The sequence below is a fragment of the Wohlfahrtiimonas chitiniclastica DSM 18708 genome (assembly GCF_000375345.1).
Lineage (GTDB): Bacteria > Pseudomonadota > Gammaproteobacteria > Cardiobacteriales > Wohlfahrtiimonadaceae > Wohlfahrtiimonas > Wohlfahrtiimonas chitiniclastica.
The window spans coordinates 197,880-220,829 of the sequence record NZ_AQXD01000001.1; the positions used below are offsets into that span (position 1 = coordinate 197,880).

Genomic DNA, 22,950 nt, shown 5'->3' on the forward strand with positions numbered 1-22,950 from the left:
TTTGATTTCCATTATAGCAATGATTGATGCAATAAATCATCCCCGCCTTGAATTTCTCATTTCCATAGCCATTATTGAGCGTATCCATGGCATAATATGTCATTCATTTTTAATCGATGAGGAAAATTGTCAGATGTCATTTACCCAACTAAAATCCACCTATATCGACTCGTTGAACGTCACTTTAGAAGAGTATGTTCATAACGAAACGAAAGCAAAACATTTTCACATCGCTTCTGAAGATACAAACAATACATTTTTAGTGGGCTTTTTGACGGTGCCGCAAGATTCAACGGGTGTGGCACACATTCTTGAACATACGGCGTTGTGTGGTTCAAAAAATTATCCGGTGCGCGACCCATTTTTCATGATGATCCGCCGCTCTTTAAACACCTTTATGAATGCGTTCACCTCTTCGGATTGGACGGCGTATCCATTTTCGAGCCAAAATGAGAAAGACTTTTACAACCTCATGAACATCTATTTAGATGCGGCGTTTTTCCCGAACTTAAACTATTATGATTTCTTGCAAGAAGGGCATCGCTTTGAGTTTGAAGAGCCGAACAATCCTGAAAGTCCATTGGTGTATAAAGGCGTTGTGTTCAATGAGATGAAAGGCGCGATGAGTTCGCCGATCTCATTACTCTATCAAGAGATCTCTACAAATTTATTCCCAACCGTGACGTATCATCACAACTCAGGCGGCGATCCTAAGAACATCCCTGATTTAACACACGATGCGTTAAAAGCTTTCCATGCCAAACATTATCACCCATCAAACAGCGTGATCATGACGTATGGTAATTTAGATCCTAAAGCACATCAAAAAGTGTTTGAAGAGCGCGTATTGTCCCATTTCTCTGAAGAGAAATTTGATTTTGCTGTGCCAGATGAACATCGCTTCAGTGCACCTAAATATGTGACCAGCTATTATCCATTGCCAAAAGAAGAGAGCATGGAGAAGAAAACCCATGTGATCAATGCATGGTTGCTTGGCCCCATTTATGATACGTATGATGTGATGCGTGCCCGCATTTTAAGTGGTGTATTGCTTGATAACTCAAGCTCACCATTGCGTCTAGCCTTAGAATCCTCTGATTTAGGCGTTGCACCTTCCACATTCTGCGGCTTAGAAGACAGCACCAAAGAGATTTTCTTCAGCGCAGGTTTAGAAGGTGCAGAAGCAGAAGACGCTGCAAAAGTGGATGAATTGATTTTATCCACGCTCCTTAAAGTGCGTGATGAATCTGTGGATGTTTCTGTAGTGGAATCAGTGTTGCATCAAATTGAATTGTCCGCCCGCGAAATCACAGAAGGCAGAATGCCCTATGGTTTAAACTTGATTTTACAATGTTTAGCGCCAGTACTTCATGGCGGTGAAGCGATTGATGCTTTAGCCATTGATAATGTCTTATTAACAATGCGTGAAGAGATCAAAGATCCTAAATTCATTCCGAATTTGATTGATCGCTTACTCATCAACAATCCACATAAATTGTGTTTAACTGTGAAGCCAAGCCATACGCTTGCTGATGAATTGGTTGCGGATGAAAAAGCCCGATTAGCAGCGATTCAAGCAGAATTAACCGATGAAGAGAAAGCAAAAATCATTGCAGAAGCTGCCGAATTAAAACGCCGCCAAGATGAAACAGATGACATCAGCTGCTTACCGATGGTGACGCGTGAAGACATTCCTGAAACTTTAGCCATCCCACATGTAGAAGCAAGCACAGTCAATGGTCAAACCATTTATACGGGTTCTGTGAACACCAATGGCATGATCTATCAAAGTTTATTGGTGAAATTGCCAGCCTTAACTGAAGCAGAAAGCCGTTTATTGCCGTACTTGAACAGCATCTTAACGGATGTGGGCTGTGGTCAATTGAGTTACACCGAGCAGCAAGCACGCATTTATGCGGTAACTGGCGGATTGAGCGCTGCAACGGTTTATCAAACAGATCGTAAAGATGGTCAATTAAAAGGTTTATGGACGTTGTCAGGTAAAGCCTTAGCGAGCAACAGCGCGCACTTAAGTGATCTCTTAAAAGAGACATTTTTCAATGCGCGTTTTGATGAAATCAAACGCATTCAAGAGTTGTTGAGCCAATTGAAATTATCCCGTGAAGAAGGTATTGTGTCCAACGGTCACATGTATGCGATGGGTGCTGCGAGCCAAAACCTTTCTGAGATCAATTATCTCTCTGAAGAGCTTGGCGGTATGCGAGGCATTCAGCAGGGCAATCAATTGACGAATCGCTTAAAAGATGTGGCAGCATGTGAAGCGTTTGCCGCTGACTTAAAAGCGTTATTGGCTAAATTGCAAGCGGCTGAATATGAGCTCATGGCGGTTTCAAGTGTGGTGGAATTGCCAAGTTTTAGTGATTATTTCACCCGTGCATTGAGCCATGAAGTGAGTGATCATGCGCCGTATCAATTCCCATTTGCAGTGCCAACGGATGCTTTAAACATTGGTTGGGCCATCAATGCACCTGTGCATTATTGTGGCAAAAGTTATCGTGCCGCAACAAGTGGAGAAGCCGATGCACCTGCATTGACCATTTTAGCGGGATTCTTACGCAACGGTTATTTACACCGTGCAATTCGTGAACAAGGAGGGGCTTATGGCGGTGGTGCAAATTACAATCCAAGAGGTGGCGCATTTAATTTCTTCAGTTATCGTGATCCTCGTTTAACTGAAACATTGAAAGACTTTGATGCCGCCATTGACTGGATGCTGAACACCAAACATGAGCAATTAGCATTGGAAGAGGCTGTGCTTGGTGTGATCTCTAGCATTGATAAACCCGCATCTCCGGCAGCTGAATATCAACAAACAGCGATTGCCAATTACTTTGGCAATACGCCAGATGTGCGTGAAGCATTCCGTTCGAACGTTTTGAAGGTGACGCTAGATGACTTAAAAGCAGTGACTGAGAAATACTTTGTGGGTCAAAGGGCAGACATTGCTGTCCTTGGGCCAAAAGAGGCATTAGAAAAGGCAGATCTCAAGGTTTATACTTTGGCATAACATTGTTAAAATGAGCGCTCGCAAGGGCGCTTTTTTTATTCACGCAATCAAGGAGATGATGTGGTTAGACAACGATTCCTGATGGGTTTACAGACCTTTTTGATCATGGGGCTTTTGAGCGTCATGGGCATCAGTCATGCAGATGACAGTGGACAATTTGCCGAGCTCAATCGCGTGGAGCAATCGTTGAGTGAAAATTTAGAGAAACAAAAGAACCTTCAAGCCACTTTGAAAAAAACGCGCGATGAAGAGCAGCAAAAAGAGCTGCAAACGCAATTGAAAACTTTAAAGTCACAAGAAAAGAGTTTAGAGGATGTTTTCAATAAGATGGTCTTTGGCGGCATCAATCCCCAAAACTTTAAAACACAAGAACAGACGGACAATTACAATTGGCAAGAAGAGTTGTTGGTGATTGTCAAACCACTGTTTGCAGAGCTTCGCTCATTGACGGCAAAGCCGCGGGAAAAAGATCGTTTAAGCTATGAAAACAGCGTGCTGACTGAGCGCTATAAAACATTAACGAACGGCTTAAATGCTTTAAAAGAGATTCCGCAAGATCAATTGACGCCGAGCGCGAAAAAGCGCGTGGAGCAATTGAGTAAACAGTGGGGCGCGCATCAGCAAGAGTTACTGAATCAAAAAAACATCATCGAGCTGCAAATCAAAGAGCTGGAAAGCAGCGACATTCCGTTAGAAGTGCGCATCAAAAATGCTTTGAGTTCCATTTTTCTTGGGCGCGGCTTGATTTTATTGTTAGCAGTGTTGGCAGGTGCGACCATTGTGCTCATTTTTGGCGTGGGTGCTAAGCGGTTATTCATGTGGTTTGATAAAAAACGCAATCGCAATTGGCACAAAGCCCGTTTAGAGGCACATAAGCAGGTCAATACGCGGTTACGTTTTTTGTGGATCATTTACAGCATTGTGGTGTACATCGCGGCGATGCTCGCATTTTTAAGCGTCATTTACATTCAAGGGGATATGGTCTTATTTGGCCTAGCAGTGCTGGTGATTTTCCTTGGCATCATCAGTTTACGCAATTATGCGCCACAATATGTGAGTGAGCTGAAAATCTTTTTGAATTTAGGTGCGGTGCGTGAAGGTGAACGCATTATGTATCGTGGCATTCCGTGGGTGGTGACGCGCTTGAGTTTTTATTGCACGTGCGTCAATCCGTTATTGGAAAATGGCCGCATCCGCATTGCATTGAGCGAGATTGCCCATTTAAATTCGCGCCCCTTTAATTCAGAAGAGGATTGGTTCCCAACAAAAGTCGGGGATGACATCTTTTTACCGAATGGCAAATATGCCAAAGTGCGCCGTCAAACGCCAGAAATGGTCTATTTAGACAGCTTCTTTCGGGAAACGATGATCCCAACGCCAGAGTTTTATGCCATGAAGGTGGAGAATTTAATCCATGGTTTTTATGTCTCCCCAACCTTTGGGCTCGATTATTGTCACACGGATTTGCCAGTGAGCACCGTTGCCAGTGCATTTGAAGAAAAGGTGCGTGAAAAGCTCACAGAGATTGGTGTCACAGAGTATTTACGCAGTTTAAACGTGCAGGTCAAACGCATCATTTATGGGCAAGCCATTGAATATGCCATCATCATGGAGTTTGAAGGGGCATGTGGCGGCTCTTATTTTAGGATTGAACGCTTGGTCAATCATGCTTGTTTAGAAGTGTGTCAGGAACACGGGTGGCAATTGCCGCGCCAACAAATTGCCATGAGTGAAGGAGCTCAGCCATGAATATTTTTGAATTAGAACGCATCCTAGATGCCAAACTCAATGCCAAAACCATTAAAGATTATGCACCAAATGGCTTACAGATCGAAGGGCGCCATGAGGTGAAAAAAATCATCACAGGTGTCACCGCTTCCATGCGTCTGATTGAGGCTGCCATTGAGCGCAAGGCGGATCTTATATTGGTGCATCACGGTTACTTTTGGCGCGGGGAAGACATGCGTTTGATTCATGCGAAATATCGTCGCATTAAAGCTCTCATGCAGCATGACATTGGTTTAATGGGTTATCATTTACCCCTCGATATGGCGCCAGAAATTGGCAATAATGCGCGCTTAGGGCAGTTGTTGAACATTCAGGCTGTTGAAGGGTTAGATCCACATGATCCCAACCCATTGATTTTAAAAGGTCGTTTAGCCACGCCGATGACGGGGGAAGCGTTTGCCCATGTGATTGAAAAGGTGCTGAACCGCACGCCGTTACACATTCCATCAGAACGTGATCAGTTGATTGAAACTGTTGCTTGGTGTAGTGGTGGCGCGCAAGATTACATTGATCAAGCCGCACTTGCGGGCGTGGATGCCTATTTAACCGGTGAAGCGAGTGAGCGCACAACCCACAGCGCTCGTGAAATGGGCATCCATTTTTATGGTGCAGGGCATCACGCCACAGAGCGCTATGGCATCGAAGCTTTGGGCAAATGGTTGGCTCAGACGCATCAACTTGATGTAGAATTCATTGATTGTGACAATCCTGTATAGATGATGATATGACTGAAGAATCTGATAAGAAACACACGGTCGCCCCGACAGAAGCGGCTGTAAAATCCTCGCGTAAAAGTCCTTGGCGTTGGCTCAAGCGTTTCATTTATGCTTTGGTGGGTTTAGTGGTGATTGTGGTGGGATTGATCGCCTTTATCCTCTTGACTGAAAGCGGCTTAAAGCTCGTCAATTATGGGCTTAAAAAATCGACCCTCAATGATATGGTGCAGATCGATGAATTAAGCGGCACATTGTGGCGCGGCATTGCATTTGATCGTCTTTATTTGCAATTGAATGATGACAATCACATTGAGCTCAATCACGGTGCCTTAGCATGGAATTTAAAGGGATTGTTAGATCGTAAAGTGGTGATTGAAAGTGTGCGTCTGAAAAGCGGCGATGTGATGCTTGAAACACCGGGCGAACCGACGCCAGAGGATCCAAATGCGCCGCCATTTTTACCATTCTCCTTTGAGCGTGGTCAATTGCCTGTGGACATTTACATTCAAACGGTCGAAGCCAATGATGTGGCCGTGATTCTGCCGGATTTATCGGTGTATGTGGAGAGTGCAAGCGTTAAAGATGGCGAAATCAGCCACACCACATGGGCATTTAAAGATGTGTTGTATCAAGGGCTTCTCAATATTGGTGAAGAGGTGACATTGCCTTTGAACATGAGCGCGAGCATTGATGCAGATAAAGTCAATGATCACATCAACATTCGCTTGAAAAATGCCACCCGAGAAATGCGCGTGGGGGATGATTATTTTGATCATGCCATGAGCTTGATTTTAACGGGTTCTTTAAATGATTTAACCATTCATGACAGCATCACCTTTAACTGGCCGAATAAATTGGCCAAGCCTTTGGTGATCGAGAGCGCGATCGACATTCGCAATCAAGCGGATGTTTCATGGGATTTGACGCTCTTTAACATTTCTAATCAACTGGCAACAACCGGGCAATGGTCACTGAGTCGCCCCACAGAAATTCAAGCGAATTTAGATTTGTATCTCGCACAGTTAAAAGATGCCTATCCTGACATTTCGGGTGCGTTAAAAGGTGATTTTAGCATCGCGGGCGATGTGAAAAAACCGCTCTTATCCGGTGACATTAAAGGCCACGACATTGAAGGCTTTGGCTTGATCCTTGATGAACTCACCGTGACGGCTGAGCACAATGAAGTGCAAACCACCAATTTTGTCGCGGCGCTGAACAATCTAAAGTTTGATGAGTTTTCGATTCAATCGGGTAAAGTTGAGCTCCATGCGGAAAAAATTGAACAGTTTGACATTGCTGTGACCGCAAAAAACATTGTGGATAAAGAGAAAACCCTCATTGATCAAATGACATTCACCACGGTGGGATCACTGGAAACACATGACATTGACTTTAAAATCCGCAGTATTTTTAACACCACAGATTTTAAAGGCATTGGGCATGTGGTCACAAATGCTGAAGGGGAAAAAGAGTGGACGCTCGATATTAACCGCTTTGATGTGTACAGCGACATCATTGGGCGCTATACCTTGCTCAATCCTGCGAAAGTTGTGGCATCCAGTGGTGATGTGAGTTTATCGCAACTCTGTTTAGCAGAGTTACCCACCACCATTTGTGTGCAAGGTCAGCATCATGAAGGCAATAGCTTTGGGACATTGGCGGTGCGCCGTTTGCAACCTAAGCGCATCAATGCCTTTTTACCGCCTGAAATTCAGGTCAATACCACCGCGGATCTTGTGGTGGCAGGGCAATTTAAGGATCAAAAAAGTTTCAATGGGATTGTGGATGCATCATTATCTTCTGGGCAAATTCGCTATCGCATGCAAGGCTATGAGATCAATGTACCATTAACGAAAACGCAAGTATTGGTGCGTGCTAAGCCTGAAGCCATCACCTCAACGGTGGATGTGGATTGGGGGCAATATTTACAGATTCACGGCGGTGGTTCATTAGATGATCCTTTTGGCCGTCAATTGGTCAAAGTAAAAATTGATGGCAATGCGCCCACATTAAAATGGATTCTCCCGATTGTGCCACAGCTACAAAAGCTTGAAGGTCAATTGACCATGCAGGCGGAAGCAGCGGGCGAACTCTCTCAGCCAAAAGGCGTGGAAGTGGGCTTTAGAATGGGGCTCGCCAATGGTGAGATCTATAATGCGGAATACAATACTTTGCTCAAAAACATTGCGCTCAATGTGGTGCTTAATAAAGGGCAGCCCACATTGAACATCACAGGTGGTTTGATGGCAGGTAAAGGTCGCATGACGATCCTTGGGGATATTGATTTGGTCACCCTCAATGCCAATTTAAAATTGCGGGGCGATCAATTGCTCCTTGCGGACAGCACCAATGTTAAAGCGCTTGTTTCTCCAAATGCGGATGTCACCATGCGTAATGGTCAGCTCAATATTCAAGGGGGATTGAAAATTCCGGAGCTGCGCTTTATTTATAAGAGCTCGGATGATCCGCGTGGCAGTGTGGAGCATGTGTCACCGGATACCATTGTGATTTCATCGAAATTGCCTGCGCCCACTGATAAAGAACAACCAGATTTTTGGAAAAAAGCCTCCATGAACTTTAACATCTCCTTAGGCGATAAAGTCTCTGTGGGTGCCGTTGGCTTTGTGGGTAAATTGACAGGTGGGATTGACCTTAAAAAGAGCGTCAATGAGCCACTGATGGCGATCGGCATCATCAATATTGGCAGCGGTGTGTACAATGTGCTTGGGCAAGAATTGACGCTCGATAAAGGGCGCATTCAGTTTACAGGGCTTAACATGACCAATCCGAATATTGAATTCCAAGCATCCCGCGTGTTTGACAACAAACGCACGGGCTCTAAGGTGAGCGTGGGTGTGCGCGTGACGGGCACGGCGAATAATCCGAAGTTGAACTTATTCTCTCAGCCGACGATGCCAGCAAACTCCATTGTCTCTTATTTAGCGTTAGGAACGGATGTGGATTCATTGACGGCGATTGAAGTGCTGCAAATTGCCAAAATGGCGCAGCGCATTGCATCCGGTGAAATTGTCACATCGCCGGAAGATGGCTTTGCCAAAAGTGTCGGCTTAACGGACTTTGGTGTGATGAAGGATCTGTCAGGCAATACGAGCCTTGGCATCGGTAAATATTTAACGCCAAACTTCTATGTGGGCATTGGCTTTAGTATTTTTGAAGAGAGCAATGGCGCTTTTGGCATCATGCGTTATAACTTCTTAAAGTACTTTAGCTTTGATACGCAGGTGAGCGATGAATACTCCACGATTGATCTAAGGTTCTCTAAAGAGATTTAGCAAAACAAAGTTAAACAAAAAGCCATCAATCTCTGATGGCTTTTTTATGATGCGCGAATCATGAAATTCTATGAATTACGCATCTTTATGCAATGAGTTTAAATGCATGTTTTTAAAACGGATGACGCGTTCAAGGGTGCTTTTTTCATTGGTTTTAGGATTCACAAGCGTGAAAGTAAAACGGATGGCGCGCACTTGCTCGGTCGCCTTTTTATTTAAAGGATAGGTGATCATATCTTTAATCGGTGCTGCAAACTCACTGTGAAGTTGCTTGTTCACCTTTTTAGCGGTTTCGTGGTTGCCTGTTTTGTCCACAATTAAATTGTATTTGGTTTCATTCTCATAAGGATCTAACCAGCCGCCTGTGGTTAAACTAGTCATTTTGATGTTTGGCACAGAAGAGGACTCTTGATGGTTTGAGAAGCCTAATTCAATTTTCACATCATTTTGTTTAAAGGGCAGGCGCATTTCCTTTTCATTGGCCATCAGTAACAGAGAAACGGCATCATGAATGCTTAAAGGATAAGGAGAAACCACCGTTTTATGGGCATTGTTAGTTTTCCAGCCTGTGGGCACCAAGTCACTTTCTTTACTGACGCGTGTTTGATATGTAGAGAGAATGACGAAATCTGTATATTGAGACGTAAACTCTTGTGTGGTGATGAAAATGCCATGTTTATCTTTCGGTGGAATCACTTCAAGAATGGTGGCACCCACATATAGGCTGCTGTCGTCTTGCCCGCAGCTTGATGCCACTTTAATGGGGCTATAATTGAGCTCATTGCCCGTTGCTTCAATGATGCCAAGGCTGTCCATCACATGTGCTTCTGTGATCGGATGGGCAAACACAAATTGTTTACGATCTCTATTTTTATAGTCACCAAGCGCGATGACATTGCGTGGGAAGCGATTGTCATCAAAGATGTCGCTGTTTTTAGCGCATTCAAACGCGCCCACATTTTCTAAATCTTTTGATAAGAGATTGAAGAGCTTGCGCAATTGTTGTTGCTCTTGATTGGCAATACGATGCGTGGTGACATTTTGCTGCGTCACGGCATAAAATGCCAACATGGAGAAAAGAAGTAAAATGCCAAGGGCCAATGCCACCATCAATTCAATGATGGACAACCCTTTACTGTGAGGTATTTTTAACATGTGATGTCCTAACTTAACGGTTTATTGCATGAAAACTGAATGGCAGGCTGAATTGCCAAAGGCAAAGGCTGGGGAAAATTTATTCGCCGAGTCCATCGCGAACAGATCCGCAGGGAGCATGGCATCTTGGTTAAACGTGTAACTGATGGTGTCTGCAATTTTGCCTTGATGGGTGCGGCAACCGCCTAAGAGCGCCACAACATTGCCCGTTGAATTGCCCTTAGCAAAACCTTTATAGGTACCATCAAACACATCACGCCATTTCGCTGAAAGGCTAGTGAATGAATAGTTTTTCCCCTTTTTAGCAATGACAAAAATGGGCAATGTCACCTCACCGGACGGTGAAAATTTAAGAAAACCTGGTTTGCCACCATTTTGACTGCGATAACCATTGAGCGCATAAATGCCACCAGGTTCACTGATCAAACCATTGCTTGCATTCATGGCACTTTCTAGAGTGTAGATGTTAAATTGGCCATTATCTTTAAAGACTCTTTGGCGGGCAATTTCATACGGTGAGTTGTCTTTTAAAAGCGCTTTTTCTTGTTCTTTAAAGGTCACAAAATCTCTGCCCACAGGTTTAAAGGACATGATCCAAGGTTGATTCCAGTAGCTCTCTTTTTGTGCTTTGTTCGCAGCATCATAACCTTTATAGCCTTCTGTATAAACATAAACTGTGCGGTTCGTGGCTGTGGCAATCTCTTGGGCAGAGCGCAGGAAGTTTGCGGCTTGAGCCACTTGGTTTTTCATGTCTGACTTGCCCAAAAATGCATAAAATGCGGGCAAGCCAAAGAGGGCAATGATGGCGAAAATCACCAAAGTTATCATCAGCTCAATGAGCGTATAACCTTTGCTGTGAAGGGTTCTATGTGATCGCATTTGTTATAACCTTATGTTGGCCAATAGAATACAAGTAAGTATGATTAAAATTTTGCTATTGTAGCATTATGAGGGCAAAAATACCGCCCCATAATGTTGAATCTAGATCAAAATTGTGGTGATTGAGCCACCGGGAAAAGTGCGTGATCTTTTCGGCAGTCGTTGCCTTTTTTGTTACAATTGAACCTTTCTCATTATTTGGAAGTGTTTATGGAATTTGATTTGCCCACCTTATTGTTGATGATCATCCCATTGATATTTGCCATCACTGTTCATGAAGCGGCGCACGGCTATATGGCCAATCTGTTAGGCGATAATACGGCGAAAATGCAGGGACGTTTGTCTTTGTCACCGTTAAAGCACATTGATCCGATCGGGACGATTGTGGTGCCCATGGTGATGCTTGTGGTGTCAAGCATGGCAGGCTCGATGTTTGTTTTTGGTTGGGCAAAGCCAGTGCCATTTGATCCACGCAATTTTAAAAACCCACGCAAAGACATTGCATTGACGGCATTTGCAGGACCTTTATCAAATCTCATTCAAGGCTTTATTTGGGCGTTGGTGTTGATGATTGTCTCAAGCACCATGCATGTCACAAATGAACCGAGCATGGGGCTTGGATTGTTAAAAATGGCGTATTTTGGCGTCTCCATTAATGTCTTTTTAATGGTGTTAAACTTAATGCCCATTCCACCCCTCGATGGCGGACGCATCGCGATGATGCTGTTGCCTTACAATGCGGCCAAACAATTAGAAAAAATCGAGCCGTATGGCGTGTGGATTTTACTTGGGCTACTGTATTTAAACATTTTACCGTTAGGCTTGATCTCAAGCTATGTGATCAAACTTATTTTATCCATTATCGGAGTCTTTTTTTAGGATAGTCAAATGTCTCAACGAATTATATTAACGGGGATTACCACCACAGGCACGCCACATCTTGGCAACTACGCAGGCGCCATTGGTCCTGCCATTGAAATGAGTCAGCAAAATGATAACTGCTTTTTCTTTTTAGCCGATTATCATGCCTTGATCAAATGCCAAGAGCCTGAACGCATCATTCAGTCGCGTCAAGAGATTGCTGCAACGTGGCTCGCTTTAGGATTAGACACAGAAAAAGCCACGTTTTATCGTCAATCAGACATTCCTGAAATCACGCAATTGATGTGGTTATTGACCTGTGTGACGGCCAAAGGGCTGATGAATCGCGCACATGCTTATAAAGCGGCTGTGGATGCGAATACAAGCAATGATGAAGATGCAGATAAAGGCATCACCATGGGCTTATTCTCGTACCCTGTGTTGATGGCGGCGGACATTTTAATGTTCAATGCCACCGATGTGCCTGTCGGGCGCGATCAGATTCAACATGTGGAAATGGCGCGTGACATTGCCCAGCGCTTTAACTACTTATATGGTGAGCACTTTGTCTTGCCAGAAGCCAAAATTGCTGACAATGTTGCATTATTGCCGGGCACAGATGGCCGTAAAATGAGTAAGAGTTATAACAATACCATTCCATTGTTCTTGCCTGAAAAACAGTTGCGTAAAGCGATTATGCGCATTGTGACCGATTCAAGTGAGCCGGGTGAACCAAAAGACCCCGATCAGTCTACATTGTATGAAATGTACAAAGCCTTTGCCACTGAAGAAGAGTGCGCACAGATCCGCCAAGCGTATGCAGAAGGCATTGCTTGGGGCGAGATGAAGCAAGTGCTCTTTGAAAAGGTCAATGCTTTACTCAGTGAACCACGTGAAAAATACAATGAATTGATGGCCAATCCGCAATATGTGGAAAACATTTTATTGCAAGGCGCTGAGAAAGCACGCGCGCATACAGTGCCATTCATTGCAGATTTGAAAAAAGCTGTGGGTCTATAAGATGCAGTTATCCTTTGAGCAGGACAACGTTGGGGCGATTTATAAAGGGGAAACGGTGGCAGCACCGACGGATCTCTTCATTCCGCCCGATGCGCTTGAGCTGTGGCTTGATGCCTTTGAAGGACCCTTTGACTTATTGCTCTATTTGATCCGTAAAAATCACTTTGATATTTTGGACATTCCTTTGTCTGAAATTGCGCGTCAATATATGTCCTATGTGGATGTGCTGAAAAAAGATCGCTTTGAGTTGGCATCTGATTACTTAGTGATGGCGGCCTGGCTCGCTGAGATCAAATCGCGCCTCTTATTGCCAAAGCATCCCACAGTGGAAGAGGAAGAAGAGGGCACGGATCCGCGTCAAGAGCTCATGGAACGCTTACAATTGTATGCACAATATAAGGAAGCGGCACAAGCGCTGCAATTGTTGCCACGCTTTGAGGAAGAGATTTTCCCCATCACGCCGGTGCTGCCAGAGCTCATTGTCAATGAAGCCTTACCCGAGGTGCACATTGATCAGCTCACAGCGGCGTTAAAGCGTCTATTGAAGGATCAAGCACACTATACGCAGCATGTGATCACGACGGAAGTCTTGTCGGTGCAAGAGCGCATGGTGAACATTTTAGACTGTTTAAGTGATGTGGCTTTCATCTCCTTTGAGAAAGTGCTCAATTTAAAAGAGGGCAAGCTTGGCGTTGTGGTATCGTTTATGGCGATTTTAGAGTTGACGAAGCAACAAATGGTGGAAATTGTCCAAGATGATGCATATGGCACCATTCATTTGAAGCTCAAATGAGGATCGCTGATATCAAAACCGCCTAATTTTTAGGCGGTTTTGTTTTTTTGGCACTTTTTTTAAAAGTTTTTTCAGAATTTTTCAAAAAAAAATTCATTAAAAATGGGGTGAAAAAAGGTATATTGTCAGGGGTCAAGCTGTGTGCAACAACTTTTTTCAAAAAAAATCAAAGAAATTTTTAATATAACTCACTGAAAAATAATGATTTATCATAATTGATCAAAAGTTATGCACATATAGGGGTAGACAAGTCCTCAAAAATCCCTATAATGCAATCCATCTTTTGGGCTGTAGCCAAGCGGTAAGGCAGCGGGTTTTGATCCCGCCATTCCCAGGTTCGAATCCTGGCAGCCCAGCCAAATTTCTTATTTTCAATTGAGTTTGCAGTTTTGAGCTTCTAATGCTTATGAAAAATATAGTCATATATCCATGCTGCAAACATCATCTTCATATCCATCACTTTTTAATCAAGGAAATATAGTCATGAGCGGCGCTCAGATGATGATCTTTGCTGGTAACGCAAACCCAGAATTAGCGGAAAAAATTGTTGAACACCTAGGAATGACTCTCGGTAAAGCTACTGTTGGTCGTTTTTCTGATGGTGAAGTCATGGTTTCTATCGATGAAAACGTTCGTGGTAAAGATGTTTTCTTGATTCAGCCAACTTGCTACCCAACCAATGACAACTTAATGGAGTTATTGGTGACTGTTGATGCACTTCGTCGTGCGTCTGCAATGCGTATCACAGCGGTTATCCCTTACTTTGGTTATTCAAGACAAGATCGTCGCCCTCGTTCAGCGCGTGTACCAATTTCTGCTAAAGTTGTGGCAAATATGATCACAAGCGTTGGCTGTGACCGTGTATTGACCATTGATCTTCATGCTGACCAAATTCAAGGTTTCTTTGAAATTCCTGTCGATAACATCTATGCAACTCCAGTAATGTACCGTGACATCATCGGTTTACAACCAGAAAATTTATGTGTTGTTTCGCCTGACGTTGGTGGTGTATTGCGTGCGCGTGCGATTGCAAAACAATTAGAAACCAATGATTTAGTGATCATTGATAAACGTCGCCCTGCGCCAAACGTCTCTGAAGTGATGAACATCATTGGTGATGTGCGTGGTAAAAACTGTGTGATCGTGGATGACATCGTTGATACAGCCGGTACTTTAGCCTCTGCTGCGAATGTATTGAAAGAAAATGGTGCATTGTCTGTACGTGCTTACTGTTCTCACCCAATTTTATCGGGTAAAGCGATCCAAAACATCGAAAACTCAGCATTAGATGAAATGATCGTGACAGATACGATTCCATTGCGTCCTGAAGCGGAAGCCTGTGAAAAAATTCGTGTATTGTCTGTGTCACACATCATTGCCAATACCATCCGCCGTATCCACGCGGAAGAATCAGTGAGCAGCCTTTTTGCTTAATTGAAAATTTAAGTTATATTATAAAGCCAGATTTTTATCTGGCTTTTGTTTTTTATAGAGGATTGAAAATGTCACGCACTGTATTTTGTCAAAAATTAAAAAAAGAGGCTGAAGGTTTAGCTCGTCCGATGTACCCAGGTGAGATTGGTCAAAAAATCTTTGAAAACGTGTCTAACGAAGCTTGGCAGCAATGGTTAAAACAGCAAACCATTTTGATCAATGAGTATCGCGTGAATCCTTTAGATCCGAATGCGCGTAAGTTCATTGAAGAGCAAATGGTCAAATTCTTCTTTGAAGACAGTGACATTCAATTGCCAGATCAATTTGTGCCTGAAAAATGATAAAAACCGCTCGTTTGAGCGGTTTTTTTGTTATTCGATGACGCCTAAGCGATCATCTTCCACAAGTGGGTATTCATAGCTGTTAAAAAACTGGTAATGCCACCATTCATGAGAGTAATTATCAAAGCCTGCATTGAGCATCATGCCTGCAAGCATCAGGCGATTTTTTTGTGCCTCAATGGAGACATTGTAGTTAGCATGCCAAGATTCTGGTAAAAAGCTGTCAAAGGGCGTGCCCATGTCTAGGTATTGCTGTGTTTTCATGTCCACTAAGCCAACATCAAGGGCAACACCACGAGAATGGGGCGAGCCGCGTTTGTGTGGATTGGCTAAAAAGTCAGGATCGGGCGTATGATCCCAGAAAATAAATTGTGCCTTAGGTGGGCGATAAGCATCATACACCACAAATTGTAGCCCTAAATGAGCGGCTTGTTCGATGGCTTTACGGAATTTAAGTTCTGCATCTTTGTGCAATAATACGCGTGCTTGATCATAAACTGCGCGATGCGTGAAATTTCTTTCATCTGCATAGGGCATATCGATGATAATATTGTGGGATTCGGGCGTCAGTTCGACTAAATCACTCATGGCTAACCTCTTTATAAGACAAGGAGTTATGATAGCGCTCTGAAAAGATTTGTGTTATTTTGATCAAAGAATGATCAAATTGAAAAATAGTGTTGACGACTCTATAGAACCTCTCTATAATGCGACTCCTCAACACAGTACGGACATGTAGCTCAGCTGGTTAGAGCACAGCACTCATAATGCTGGGGTCGGTGGTTCGATTCCACCTATGTCCACCATATAAAACATCTAAGCCCTTGTTATTCAAGGGCTTTTTTGTTGCCTAAAGCTTTCTTGTCCCAACTTTTGTCCCATTTTAAAAAAAAATAATTATGAAATCATTAGTAAAAATGAGGGGTTTGAGAGATTGTTATGATTAAAATTCAATCAGCTAATCCATCACAATATGATGTGCTCATTGTAATTTGGGAATCATCTGTTCGTGCCACGCATGACTTTTTACCTGAATCAGATATAGATGGTTTAAAGCCATTAATTAAAGAGCAGTACATCCGAATGTGACGTTGTTTATGGTTTTGGATAATGAGGATATACCACTAGTGTTCATAGGGACGCACGAGAGTCGCATTGAGATGCTTTTTATGGGCTCAAAATGTATTGGTAAAAAAGAGCGATGAGAAATATAGAATGCGAAAATTGAAAGTTAATGAGGTTAAAATTGCGCTAATCAATAAGCCATATGATAAGTATCAGTTCAATACAACGAATCACTGACAATCGGTAGTTTTTGTTTGGATTTTTCCCCTTATTAGTCATTGCATGCAGTGCAGAAGTGAAACCAGTTGAATACTATGAAAATAATATGGAAGAAACAAAGGCGGTATTAAAAAAATGTGAGGTGACGCAGGGCAGTCAGAATGATCAAAACTGTCTTAATGCTAAGAAAACCAGTCGTAATAAATATATTGCAGAGCAGTTTAAACTCCCTTCATGGGCTAAGACGTATGAGGAATAACCAATATTGACCCATATATGTTTATGAAATCGACACGTTGTCATGATGTGTCGATTTTTTTTGATTTTTTAAACATGTTCTGTTGATATGTCGATTGTATCAACATATACTTTATCCAATAATTAAAGGATAAAGTATGACTTGGATTGTTATCAGTCCTACAATAACTTACCATTGTTGCCACCAAATGTAGATTTGGAAACTAAAGAAGTGCTTAAAGCATATATTAAAGCTCGCAGAGCATTATCTGAATTAAATTAAGCAGGGAATCTATTATCTAATCAAGGACTACTGATTAATTTATTACTGATTATGGAAGCGCCAGGCAACTCCGAGATTGAAAACATAGTCACAACGACGGATAAACTTTTTCAGTATGTAGATAAAGAGAATAATGCTGATCCTATGAACTAAAGAAGTATTAAGTTATCATCGAACATTATACTACGGTTTTGCATCGTTGAAACGCTCACCATTGAGCTATGCTGAAGAACTTAGACACTAAAACTTGGTAATATTATCTCATAACCAAGGAATTATTTTATGACTAAACGTGAAAAGTACACAGCAGAATTTAGAGCGCAAGCTGTTAAAAAAGTAGAAGAACATAATGGCAATATCAGCCTAACCTCTCGTGAGTTGGGACTGCCGATGCAAACTCTATTTAATTGGTGTAACAAAGCCAATAAAGGCCAACTGATTGGGACTGAACAATATGACCCAGATATCATGGCTATTCTAGAAGAAAACAAACAATTAAAGCGTGCGCTACGGATCGCTGAAGAGGAGCGTGAAATCCTAAAAAAGGCCACAGCATACTTCGCAAAAAACAGTTAGAGAAGTATGCTTTTGTACAAAATAACTCTAAAAGGTTCAGTATTAATCGAATGTGCAAGGTATTTGATGTACACGTTTCTGGTTATTACCAATGGATTAATAAAAAAATAAGTATCCAATCGACTCATCGTAATCGTTGTGAATTGATTGTTAAAGCGGCACATCAAGCCAAAAACGGTTTATATGGTCATGAACGCTTACATCAATATTTATTGGTTCAGGGTTACAGTATTAGCCTGTACATGGTGCGTACTATTCGAGAAAAGCTAGGCATTCGGTGCACTAAGCATCGTAGATATAAGCAAACCACTCAATCAAAACATAATAAACCTATTTACACTAATTTATTAGGCCAATATTTTGAATATAGTCAGCCGAATCAGGCTTGGTGCAGTGATATTACTTATATCTGGACTGCTGAAGGTTGGTTGTATGTTGCAGGTATTAAAGATCTTTTTACTCATGAAATTGTCGGTTATGCAATTGATAAACATATGACTTCCCAATTAGTGTGTGATGCACTGAATATGGCAATTCGCAATCAAAAGCCATCCAAAGGATTAATTGTGCACTCGGATCGTGGTAGCAAATATTGTAGTAAAGCTTATCGATCTATTATTCAGAGACATAAGTTTTTAGGTTCAATGAGCCGTAAAGGCAATTGCTATGACAATGCACCAATTGAGAGTTTTTGGGGAACTTTAAAGAATGAATTGATGTATCACAAAGATTACAAAACGAGAGGTGAAGCTAAAGCTGATATTACTCAGTATATTGAACTTGAATACAATCAAACTAGGATTCAAAAAGGATTAGGATGGATGTCGCCAACACAACTGGCAAATTTATATTATGAGCGTCATGCTGCATAATGAAAATCTCCCAAGTTAAAGTGTCTACATTTGACAGCATAGGTCAACATGGTAAGAGCACAAGAAACTCAGTTTATTTATGAGGTATTTTGCCCCACTTCACTTCTGTCCCTAAATAGAAAAAGTATATGTCATAATATATTTTAGTAATTTTAAATATATCAATGTAATAGTGTAGTATAATATCTTAAGGTCCTAACTTATTCCCACCATATAAACAAGCCTAGAACCCTGTTAAACACAGGGTTTTTTGCTATTTGTCTTTTGAAATGTTCACAAAATAAGAAACGTACATGCCAAATGAATAGATTAAATCTGATTGAGTAAACGAAAGAGCGATTGTAACGCGCTCATTTATTTCTTCTGAAATATTATTGTACGTCTAATTGCCGGGTAATATAATTTATATCCTAAGTAGGAGAAATAGATCATGACCGTAAAAACAGAAAGAATTGAGGCAAGATTTTTGCCAGAAGTCAAAAGATCAGCTGAGCGTGCAGCCTTGGCTACTGGGGTGACTTTAACGGAATACTTATCTAAGTTAGTACAAGAAAATGCGCCAAAAACTCTCAATGCTTATCATGAGATTGTCTTAACTAATCAGCAATTTGATGGTTTTCTAGCAGCTTGTGAAGTCGTACAATCACCTAGCAAAAAAATCAAACAAGCAGCTGCTCTTTTAGACAAAGAGGGATTTTGAGAATATTCTGTTTCACCCAACGAATTTAAAATAAAAAATACGAGCTGGGCAGGGCATCAGAATGATTAAGATATGTTGATGAAATCGACACGTCGTCAAAACGTGTCGATTTTTTTGGATTTTTTAAACATGTTTTTTGTATTGGTTGATTGTATCAACATAAAATAATTTTGTTATGATATGCACATTCAGTCTTTAATCACAGTATGCAGATTTTGCATGCAAAACCGAGAATCTCTCATGACACAACAAACTAAATTCTATCTTGAAAGCCATCCCCATGTTGCCCTAAATGACCTATTGAAAATGGTGGGCATTGCCGACACAGGCGGGCGCGCAAAATTGATGGTGGCAGAAGGCAACATCAGCGTAAATGGCGCCATTGAACTTCGTAAAACTGCCAAAATTCACGCAGGCAGCATTGTAACTGGTATAGGCTTTGAAATTCTGGTCTGTGAAGGCTTTGAAGCATAATAAAAAATCGGCCATGTGCCGATTTTTTATTCATTAACTAAAAGATGAGTGAGTAATTATGATGAGAAAATTATTATTAACTGTGTCCTTGTCGCTCTTGATTTCAGCACAGGCAGATGAAATTGTCAGTCATGAGCAGCCTTTTACTCTGATTTATCAAAAGACAACGCAATATACGCGCAATGATGTATATGTGGGTTCTCAGATTTTATCGGGACAACTCTATTATGTGGGTGATGGCCCCTTTGGCGATGGTTTTTATTTTCAAGTGGATGACAAAGATGTGCCCAAATTACCTGTGATCGTGATGCATAAAGGTGAGCCTCAGCAGACCACATTTGTGTTGAATGATTTACAAGATATGAACGATGAACAATTGCAATCAGCGGCTCAGGCTTTGGGCATTAAAACGGATTTAACATCCACAAGTTTTAGAGAGCGTATGTGTGGTGTTGAAGGGCCAATCACTTTACAAGCAAGTAATATCAATTTCTTTGGCGTTGAAGACTCAGAATATAATATCGATATGAGAATCGTGCGCGTGATTGATTCAGGGCCTTTTAGAACAATGTGCAATGAATGATAAACAACAACGAAGACCATTAAGTGTTTCGTTGTTGAATTCATACAAATAGATTTGTTTATGCTTGAGGATCTATTTGTATTTTTATATTTTTCGCTTCATGCCGACGTTCAGATAAATCAACCATTTTTGCAGCCACAAGATCACCTGTAACATTTCCAAGCGTGAAAACCATATCAACTAATACATTAATACCTGCAGTTAAACCAACTATTTCTATAGGTAATCCTGCCTGAGCAAAAACAGCTGACATGGCAATTAATCCAGCGCCTGGTACGCCAGCTGTACCTACTGCTGCTAATGTACCAATAACAACGATCGAAACTAATTCAACCATACTTAAAGGCATGCCAATAATTTCAGAGGCAAAAATTACTGCAACCCCAAGACGTAATGCTGTGCCATTCATATTGACAGTTGCCCCGATGGGTAATGTCAGATTGGCAATGCGTTCATCAATGCCTGCTTTTTTAGCAGCACGTAATGTGATTGGTAGGGTACCTAAGCTGCTGCATGTAACAAAGGCAGTAAGCATTGATTCTTTAATATCTTTATAAAATTGAATGACTTTACCACCCCATAATTTAAGAATAATAGGATAAAAGACAACCAATAATAAAATCACACCAATGTATGAAGTGATGACAAATTTTGCTAATGCGATGACAGTGTCGATTCCCTGATTGCCAATAGTTGCAGCAGTGATGCCAAATACACCTATGGGGGCATATTCTAAAATACCGTTTAAAATTTTTAATGTGGCTTCATTGGCCGCCTCTGTAAATTTCATGAGAGTATATCCCATGTCTTGTTGCTTATTATCTTGTGCATGGCGCATATATAAAATTGCTAAGCCAGCAATCACTGCCATAAATACCACAGATAAAATATTACCATCTGCAAAAGATTTGATGATATTAGTGGGAATCATATTGATGAGTGTATCTAAAAAACCTTGACGTTCAGGGACTGATATTACAATCTCAGAATCTGTTGAGACACCTTTTCCTGGACGCATAATACTTGCAATGATAATGCCAATGGCAACCGATATACCTGTAGTAATGACATAAATTGGAAATACTTTAACGCCAATTCTCCCTAGTTCTGTAGGATTTGAATGATTGACTGCAACAATAAGAGATAAAAAAATGAGTGGGATGACAATCATTTTTAATAAATTCATAAAAATGATACCTAGGGGCGCAAAAAATGTATTTGCAGGTCCAAATGTTAGGCCAAAAATTAAGCCAAGCGTAAAACCCACCGTAATTTTGAGCATAAAAGACTTGCTCCGATACCATTTCCACAATGCGATCATTGTGACCTCCTCTTGAATGAATAAAATATAATTGTTATGTATTTTTGATGCAATGCATTGAAATAAAATACTTTTTGCATTAAAAGTTGAGCTTTTACATGGTTCTGTGCAATATGAATATAGATTCATAATTGATTTAGATCATGTGTTCACCTAGATTAGGGGCAAATGAGACATAACTGCAAGAGAGCTTTCTGCATAAGGTCATTCCTATTTTGCTTAAAGTTTTTTGTGGTTGGATGAGTCCATGCATTAATTTGAGGGTGAATAGGGGTATGAGTTTTTCAAGAATTCCACGTAAAAAAGTGCCATCTATGGCTGCATTACAATGCTTTGAGGCATCTGCAAGATATTTAAGTTTTACACAAGCTGGGGAAGAATTGTATTTATCTCAAAGTGCCGTTAGTAAACAAGTGGCACAATTAGAGATGACTTTGCAAACAACTTTATTTTATCGAGTTCGCAAGCGTTTGCGATTATCTACAGCAGGTCAAATGTATTTACCAGAGGTCAGAAAAATTCTTGGTGTTGTCGAAGAATCTACATTGCATATGTTGTCTTATGAAAGTGATCGAGAGATTTTAAGTCTTGCGGCTCATCCTACATTTGGTGCACGTTGGTTAATTCCTGCTTTAAAAGGATTTTATGATTTATATCCAAATATTCATTTAAATTTGAAAGACTACGTGCAGCCTTTTGATTTAGCAAAAGCGGGTATTGATGTAGCCTTTTTATTTGGAAGTGGTATTTGGGAGGGTTTGGAAACAATTAAATTATTTGATGAATTGATGATCCCTGTTTGTCAGCCACAATTTTTAAGCAATCATACAAAACAGCTTACAAATGTAGAGGAGTTTCAAAATTATATTTTGTTACAGTGTCAATCACGCTCTGCTTCTTGGTATTTATATTTTTCAAGTCAAAATGTAGAGATTGATCGTTGTTATCAAGGTCCGGGTTTTGAAACATGGTCGGCATGTATTCAAGCAGCAGAAATGGGATATGGTATTGCATTGGTGCCTAAGTTCTTAGTACAAGATGAATTGATAAGAGGCTCACTGATTATACCTTGGCACTATGAGCTGGCAAGCCATGGTGCATATTATTTAGCGTATGAAGCACAGTCTGCAGATATTCCTAGGATAAAAAAACTGGTTGATTGGACAAAGCGGCATTTATCGAATCAAATCTTAGAAGAATCGGAAAAAAAGGAATAAACCACCGCATTTTTTTCGTTTGAATCACCTAGGTAATTTTGTTGTTATAGAACCATTCTACAACATGATAAGGCATCTGCCGCCTCGGAGGATTC

At 41.3% G+C, this 22,950-nt stretch carries 21 protein-coding genes and 2 tRNA genes; 19 read left to right on the top strand and 4 right to left on the bottom strand.

What is annotated here, in order from left to right; genetic code table 11:
- Nucleotides 1-133 precede the first annotated feature (133 nt).
- Genes B143_RS0100890 through B143_RS0100905 form a run of 4 tightly spaced genes read left to right on the top strand, consistent with a single transcriptional unit; the run spans nt 134 to nt 8,825 of the window.
- Nucleotides 134-3,028: an insulinase family protein gene (locus B143_RS0100890; RefSeq protein ID WP_018121801.1), complete on the top strand. Its 2,895-nt coding sequence runs from the start codon at nt 134-136 to the stop codon at nt 3,026-3,028.
- A 60-nt stretch (nt 3,029-3,088) separates the two neighbouring features.
- Nucleotides 3,089-4,777: a hypothetical protein gene (locus B143_RS0100895; RefSeq protein ID WP_248647491.1), complete on the top strand. Its 1,689-nt coding sequence runs from the start codon at nt 3,089-3,091 to the stop codon at nt 4,775-4,777.
- On the top strand, nt 4,774-5,532 hold the full coding sequence (locus tag B143_RS0100900; RefSeq protein ID WP_018121803.1) for a Nif3-like dinuclear metal center hexameric protein: 759 nt from the start codon (nt 4,774-4,776) through the stop codon (nt 5,530-5,532). The genes B143_RS0100895 and B143_RS0100900 overlap by 4 nt, the downstream gene beginning before the upstream one ends.
- Nucleotides 5,533-5,540: 8 nt before the next feature.
- Nucleotides 5,541-8,825 (top strand): translocation/assembly module TamB domain-containing protein, encoded by a 3,285-nt coding sequence (locus B143_RS0100905; RefSeq protein ID WP_018121804.1) that lies wholly within the window; start codon nt 5,541-5,543, stop codon nt 8,823-8,825.
- Nucleotides 8,826-8,900: 75 nt separating this feature from the next.
- On the opposite strand, the gene B143_RS0100910 is transcribed toward B143_RS0100905, so the two are convergent.
- Both B143_RS0100910 and B143_RS0100915 read right to left on the bottom strand, forming a co-directional pair.
- Nucleotides 8,901-9,980: a PilW family protein gene (locus tag B143_RS0100910; RefSeq protein WP_018121805.1), complete on the bottom strand. Its 1,080-nt coding sequence runs from the start codon at nt 9,978-9,980 to the stop codon at nt 8,901-8,903.
- A 21-nt stretch (nt 9,981-10,001) separates the two neighbouring features.
- Nucleotides 10,002-10,859 carry a pilus assembly FimT family protein gene (locus B143_RS0100915; RefSeq protein ID WP_018121806.1) on the bottom strand — a complete coding sequence of 286 codons (858 nt, stop codon included), beginning with the start codon at nt 10,857-10,859 and terminating at the stop codon, nt 10,002-10,004.
- A 210-nt stretch (nt 10,860-11,069) separates the two neighbouring features.
- Here B143_RS0100915 and B143_RS0100920 point away from each other — a divergent pair, with 210 nt between their 5' ends.
- From B143_RS0100920 to B143_RS0100950, 6 genes are all read left to right on the top strand, one after another.
- Entirely contained in the window at nt 11,070-11,738 is a 669-nt protein-coding gene (locus B143_RS0100920) for a site-2 protease family protein (protein ID WP_018121807.1), read from the top strand.
- A 9-nt stretch (nt 11,739-11,747) separates the two neighbouring features.
- Entirely contained in the window at nt 11,748-12,740 is a 993-nt protein-coding gene (locus B143_RS0100925) for a tryptophan--tRNA ligase (RefSeq protein WP_018121808.1), read from the top strand.
- A 1-nt stretch (nt 12,741) separates the two neighbouring features.
- Nucleotides 12,742-13,533, top strand: a complete 792-nt coding sequence (locus B143_RS0100930) for a segregation and condensation protein A (protein ID WP_018121809.1) — start codon at nt 12,742-12,744, stop codon at nt 13,531-13,533.
- A gap of 284 nt (nt 13,534-13,817) precedes the next feature.
- Nucleotides 13,818-13,892 (top strand) — tRNA-Gln (locus B143_RS0100940).
- Between the two features lie 139 nt (nt 13,893-14,031).
- Nucleotides 14,032-14,967 (top strand): ribose-phosphate pyrophosphokinase, encoded by a 936-nt coding sequence (locus B143_RS0100945; RefSeq protein ID WP_026165654.1) that lies wholly within the window; start codon nt 14,032-14,034, stop codon nt 14,965-14,967.
- A gap of 68 nt (nt 14,968-15,035) precedes the next feature.
- Nucleotides 15,036-15,308, top strand: a complete 273-nt coding sequence (locus B143_RS0100950; RefSeq protein WP_018121811.1) for an oxidative damage protection protein — start codon at nt 15,036-15,038, stop codon at nt 15,306-15,308.
- A gap of 30 nt (nt 15,309-15,338) precedes the next feature.
- On the opposite strand, the gene ddpX is transcribed toward B143_RS0100950, so the two are convergent.
- Nucleotides 15,339-15,896, bottom strand: a complete 558-nt coding sequence (ddpX, locus tag B143_RS0100955) for a D-alanyl-D-alanine dipeptidase (protein WP_008315221.1) — start codon at nt 15,894-15,896, stop codon at nt 15,339-15,341.
- Between the two features lie 141 nt (nt 15,897-16,037).
- Here ddpX and B143_RS0100960 point away from each other — a divergent pair.
- The 8 genes from B143_RS0100960 to B143_RS0101000 all read left to right on the top strand — a co-directional run bounded on the left by B143_RS0100960 (nt 16,038) and on the right by B143_RS0101000 (nt 20,317).
- Nucleotides 16,038-16,114, top strand: a tRNA-Met gene (locus B143_RS0100960).
- A 133-nt stretch (nt 16,115-16,247) separates the two neighbouring features.
- Entirely contained in the window at nt 16,248-16,397 is a 150-nt protein-coding gene (locus tag B143_RS09910) for a GNAT family protein (protein WP_018121812.1), read from the top strand.
- A gap of 226 nt (nt 16,398-16,623) precedes the next feature.
- Nucleotides 16,624-16,851: an EexN family lipoprotein gene (locus tag B143_RS09920; protein WP_282705061.1), complete on the top strand. Its 228-nt coding sequence runs from the start codon at nt 16,624-16,626 to the stop codon at nt 16,849-16,851.
- A 312-nt stretch (nt 16,852-17,163) separates the two neighbouring features.
- On the top strand, nt 17,164-17,265 hold the full coding sequence (locus tag B143_RS10105) for a hypothetical protein (protein ID WP_345938806.1): 102 nt from the start codon (nt 17,164-17,166) through the stop codon (nt 17,263-17,265).
- Nucleotides 17,266-17,394: 129 nt separating this feature from the next.
- A protein-coding gene (locus tag B143_RS0100985) for an IS3 family transposase (protein ID WP_155964836.1) occupies nt 17,395-18,560 on the top strand; the annotation gives its coding sequence in 2 pieces (ribosomal slippage) (nt 17,395-17,650 and nt 17,650-18,560; 1,167 coding nt in all).
- A 430-nt stretch (nt 18,561-18,990) separates the two neighbouring features.
- Complete coding sequence (locus B143_RS0100990; RefSeq protein WP_018121816.1) at nt 18,991-19,260, top strand: type II toxin-antitoxin system TacA family antitoxin; 270 nt, start codon at nt 18,991-18,993, stop codon at nt 19,258-19,260.
- A 240-nt stretch (nt 19,261-19,500) separates the two neighbouring features.
- Entirely contained in the window at nt 19,501-19,734 is a 234-nt protein-coding gene (locus tag B143_RS0100995) for an RNA-binding S4 domain-containing protein (RefSeq protein WP_026165655.1), read from the top strand.
- Between the two features lie 58 nt (nt 19,735-19,792).
- Nucleotides 19,793-20,317: a hypothetical protein gene (locus tag B143_RS0101000; RefSeq protein WP_018121818.1), complete on the top strand. Its 525-nt coding sequence runs from the start codon at nt 19,793-19,795 to the stop codon at nt 20,315-20,317.
- Nucleotides 20,318-20,375: 58 nt separating this feature from the next.
- Here the strand turns inward: B143_RS0101000 and B143_RS0101005 are convergent, their stop codons facing one another.
- Entirely contained in the window at nt 20,376-21,638 is a 1,263-nt protein-coding gene (locus B143_RS0101005; RefSeq protein ID WP_018121819.1) for a dicarboxylate/amino acid:cation symporter, read from the bottom strand.
- A gap of 314 nt (nt 21,639-21,952) precedes the next feature.
- On the opposite strand from B143_RS0101005, the gene B143_RS0101010 reads away from it, so the two are divergent.
- Entirely contained in the window at nt 21,953-22,855 is a 903-nt protein-coding gene (locus B143_RS0101010) for a LysR substrate-binding domain-containing protein (protein WP_018121820.1), read from the top strand.
- The last annotated feature ends 95 nt before the right edge of the window (nt 22,856-22,950 follow it).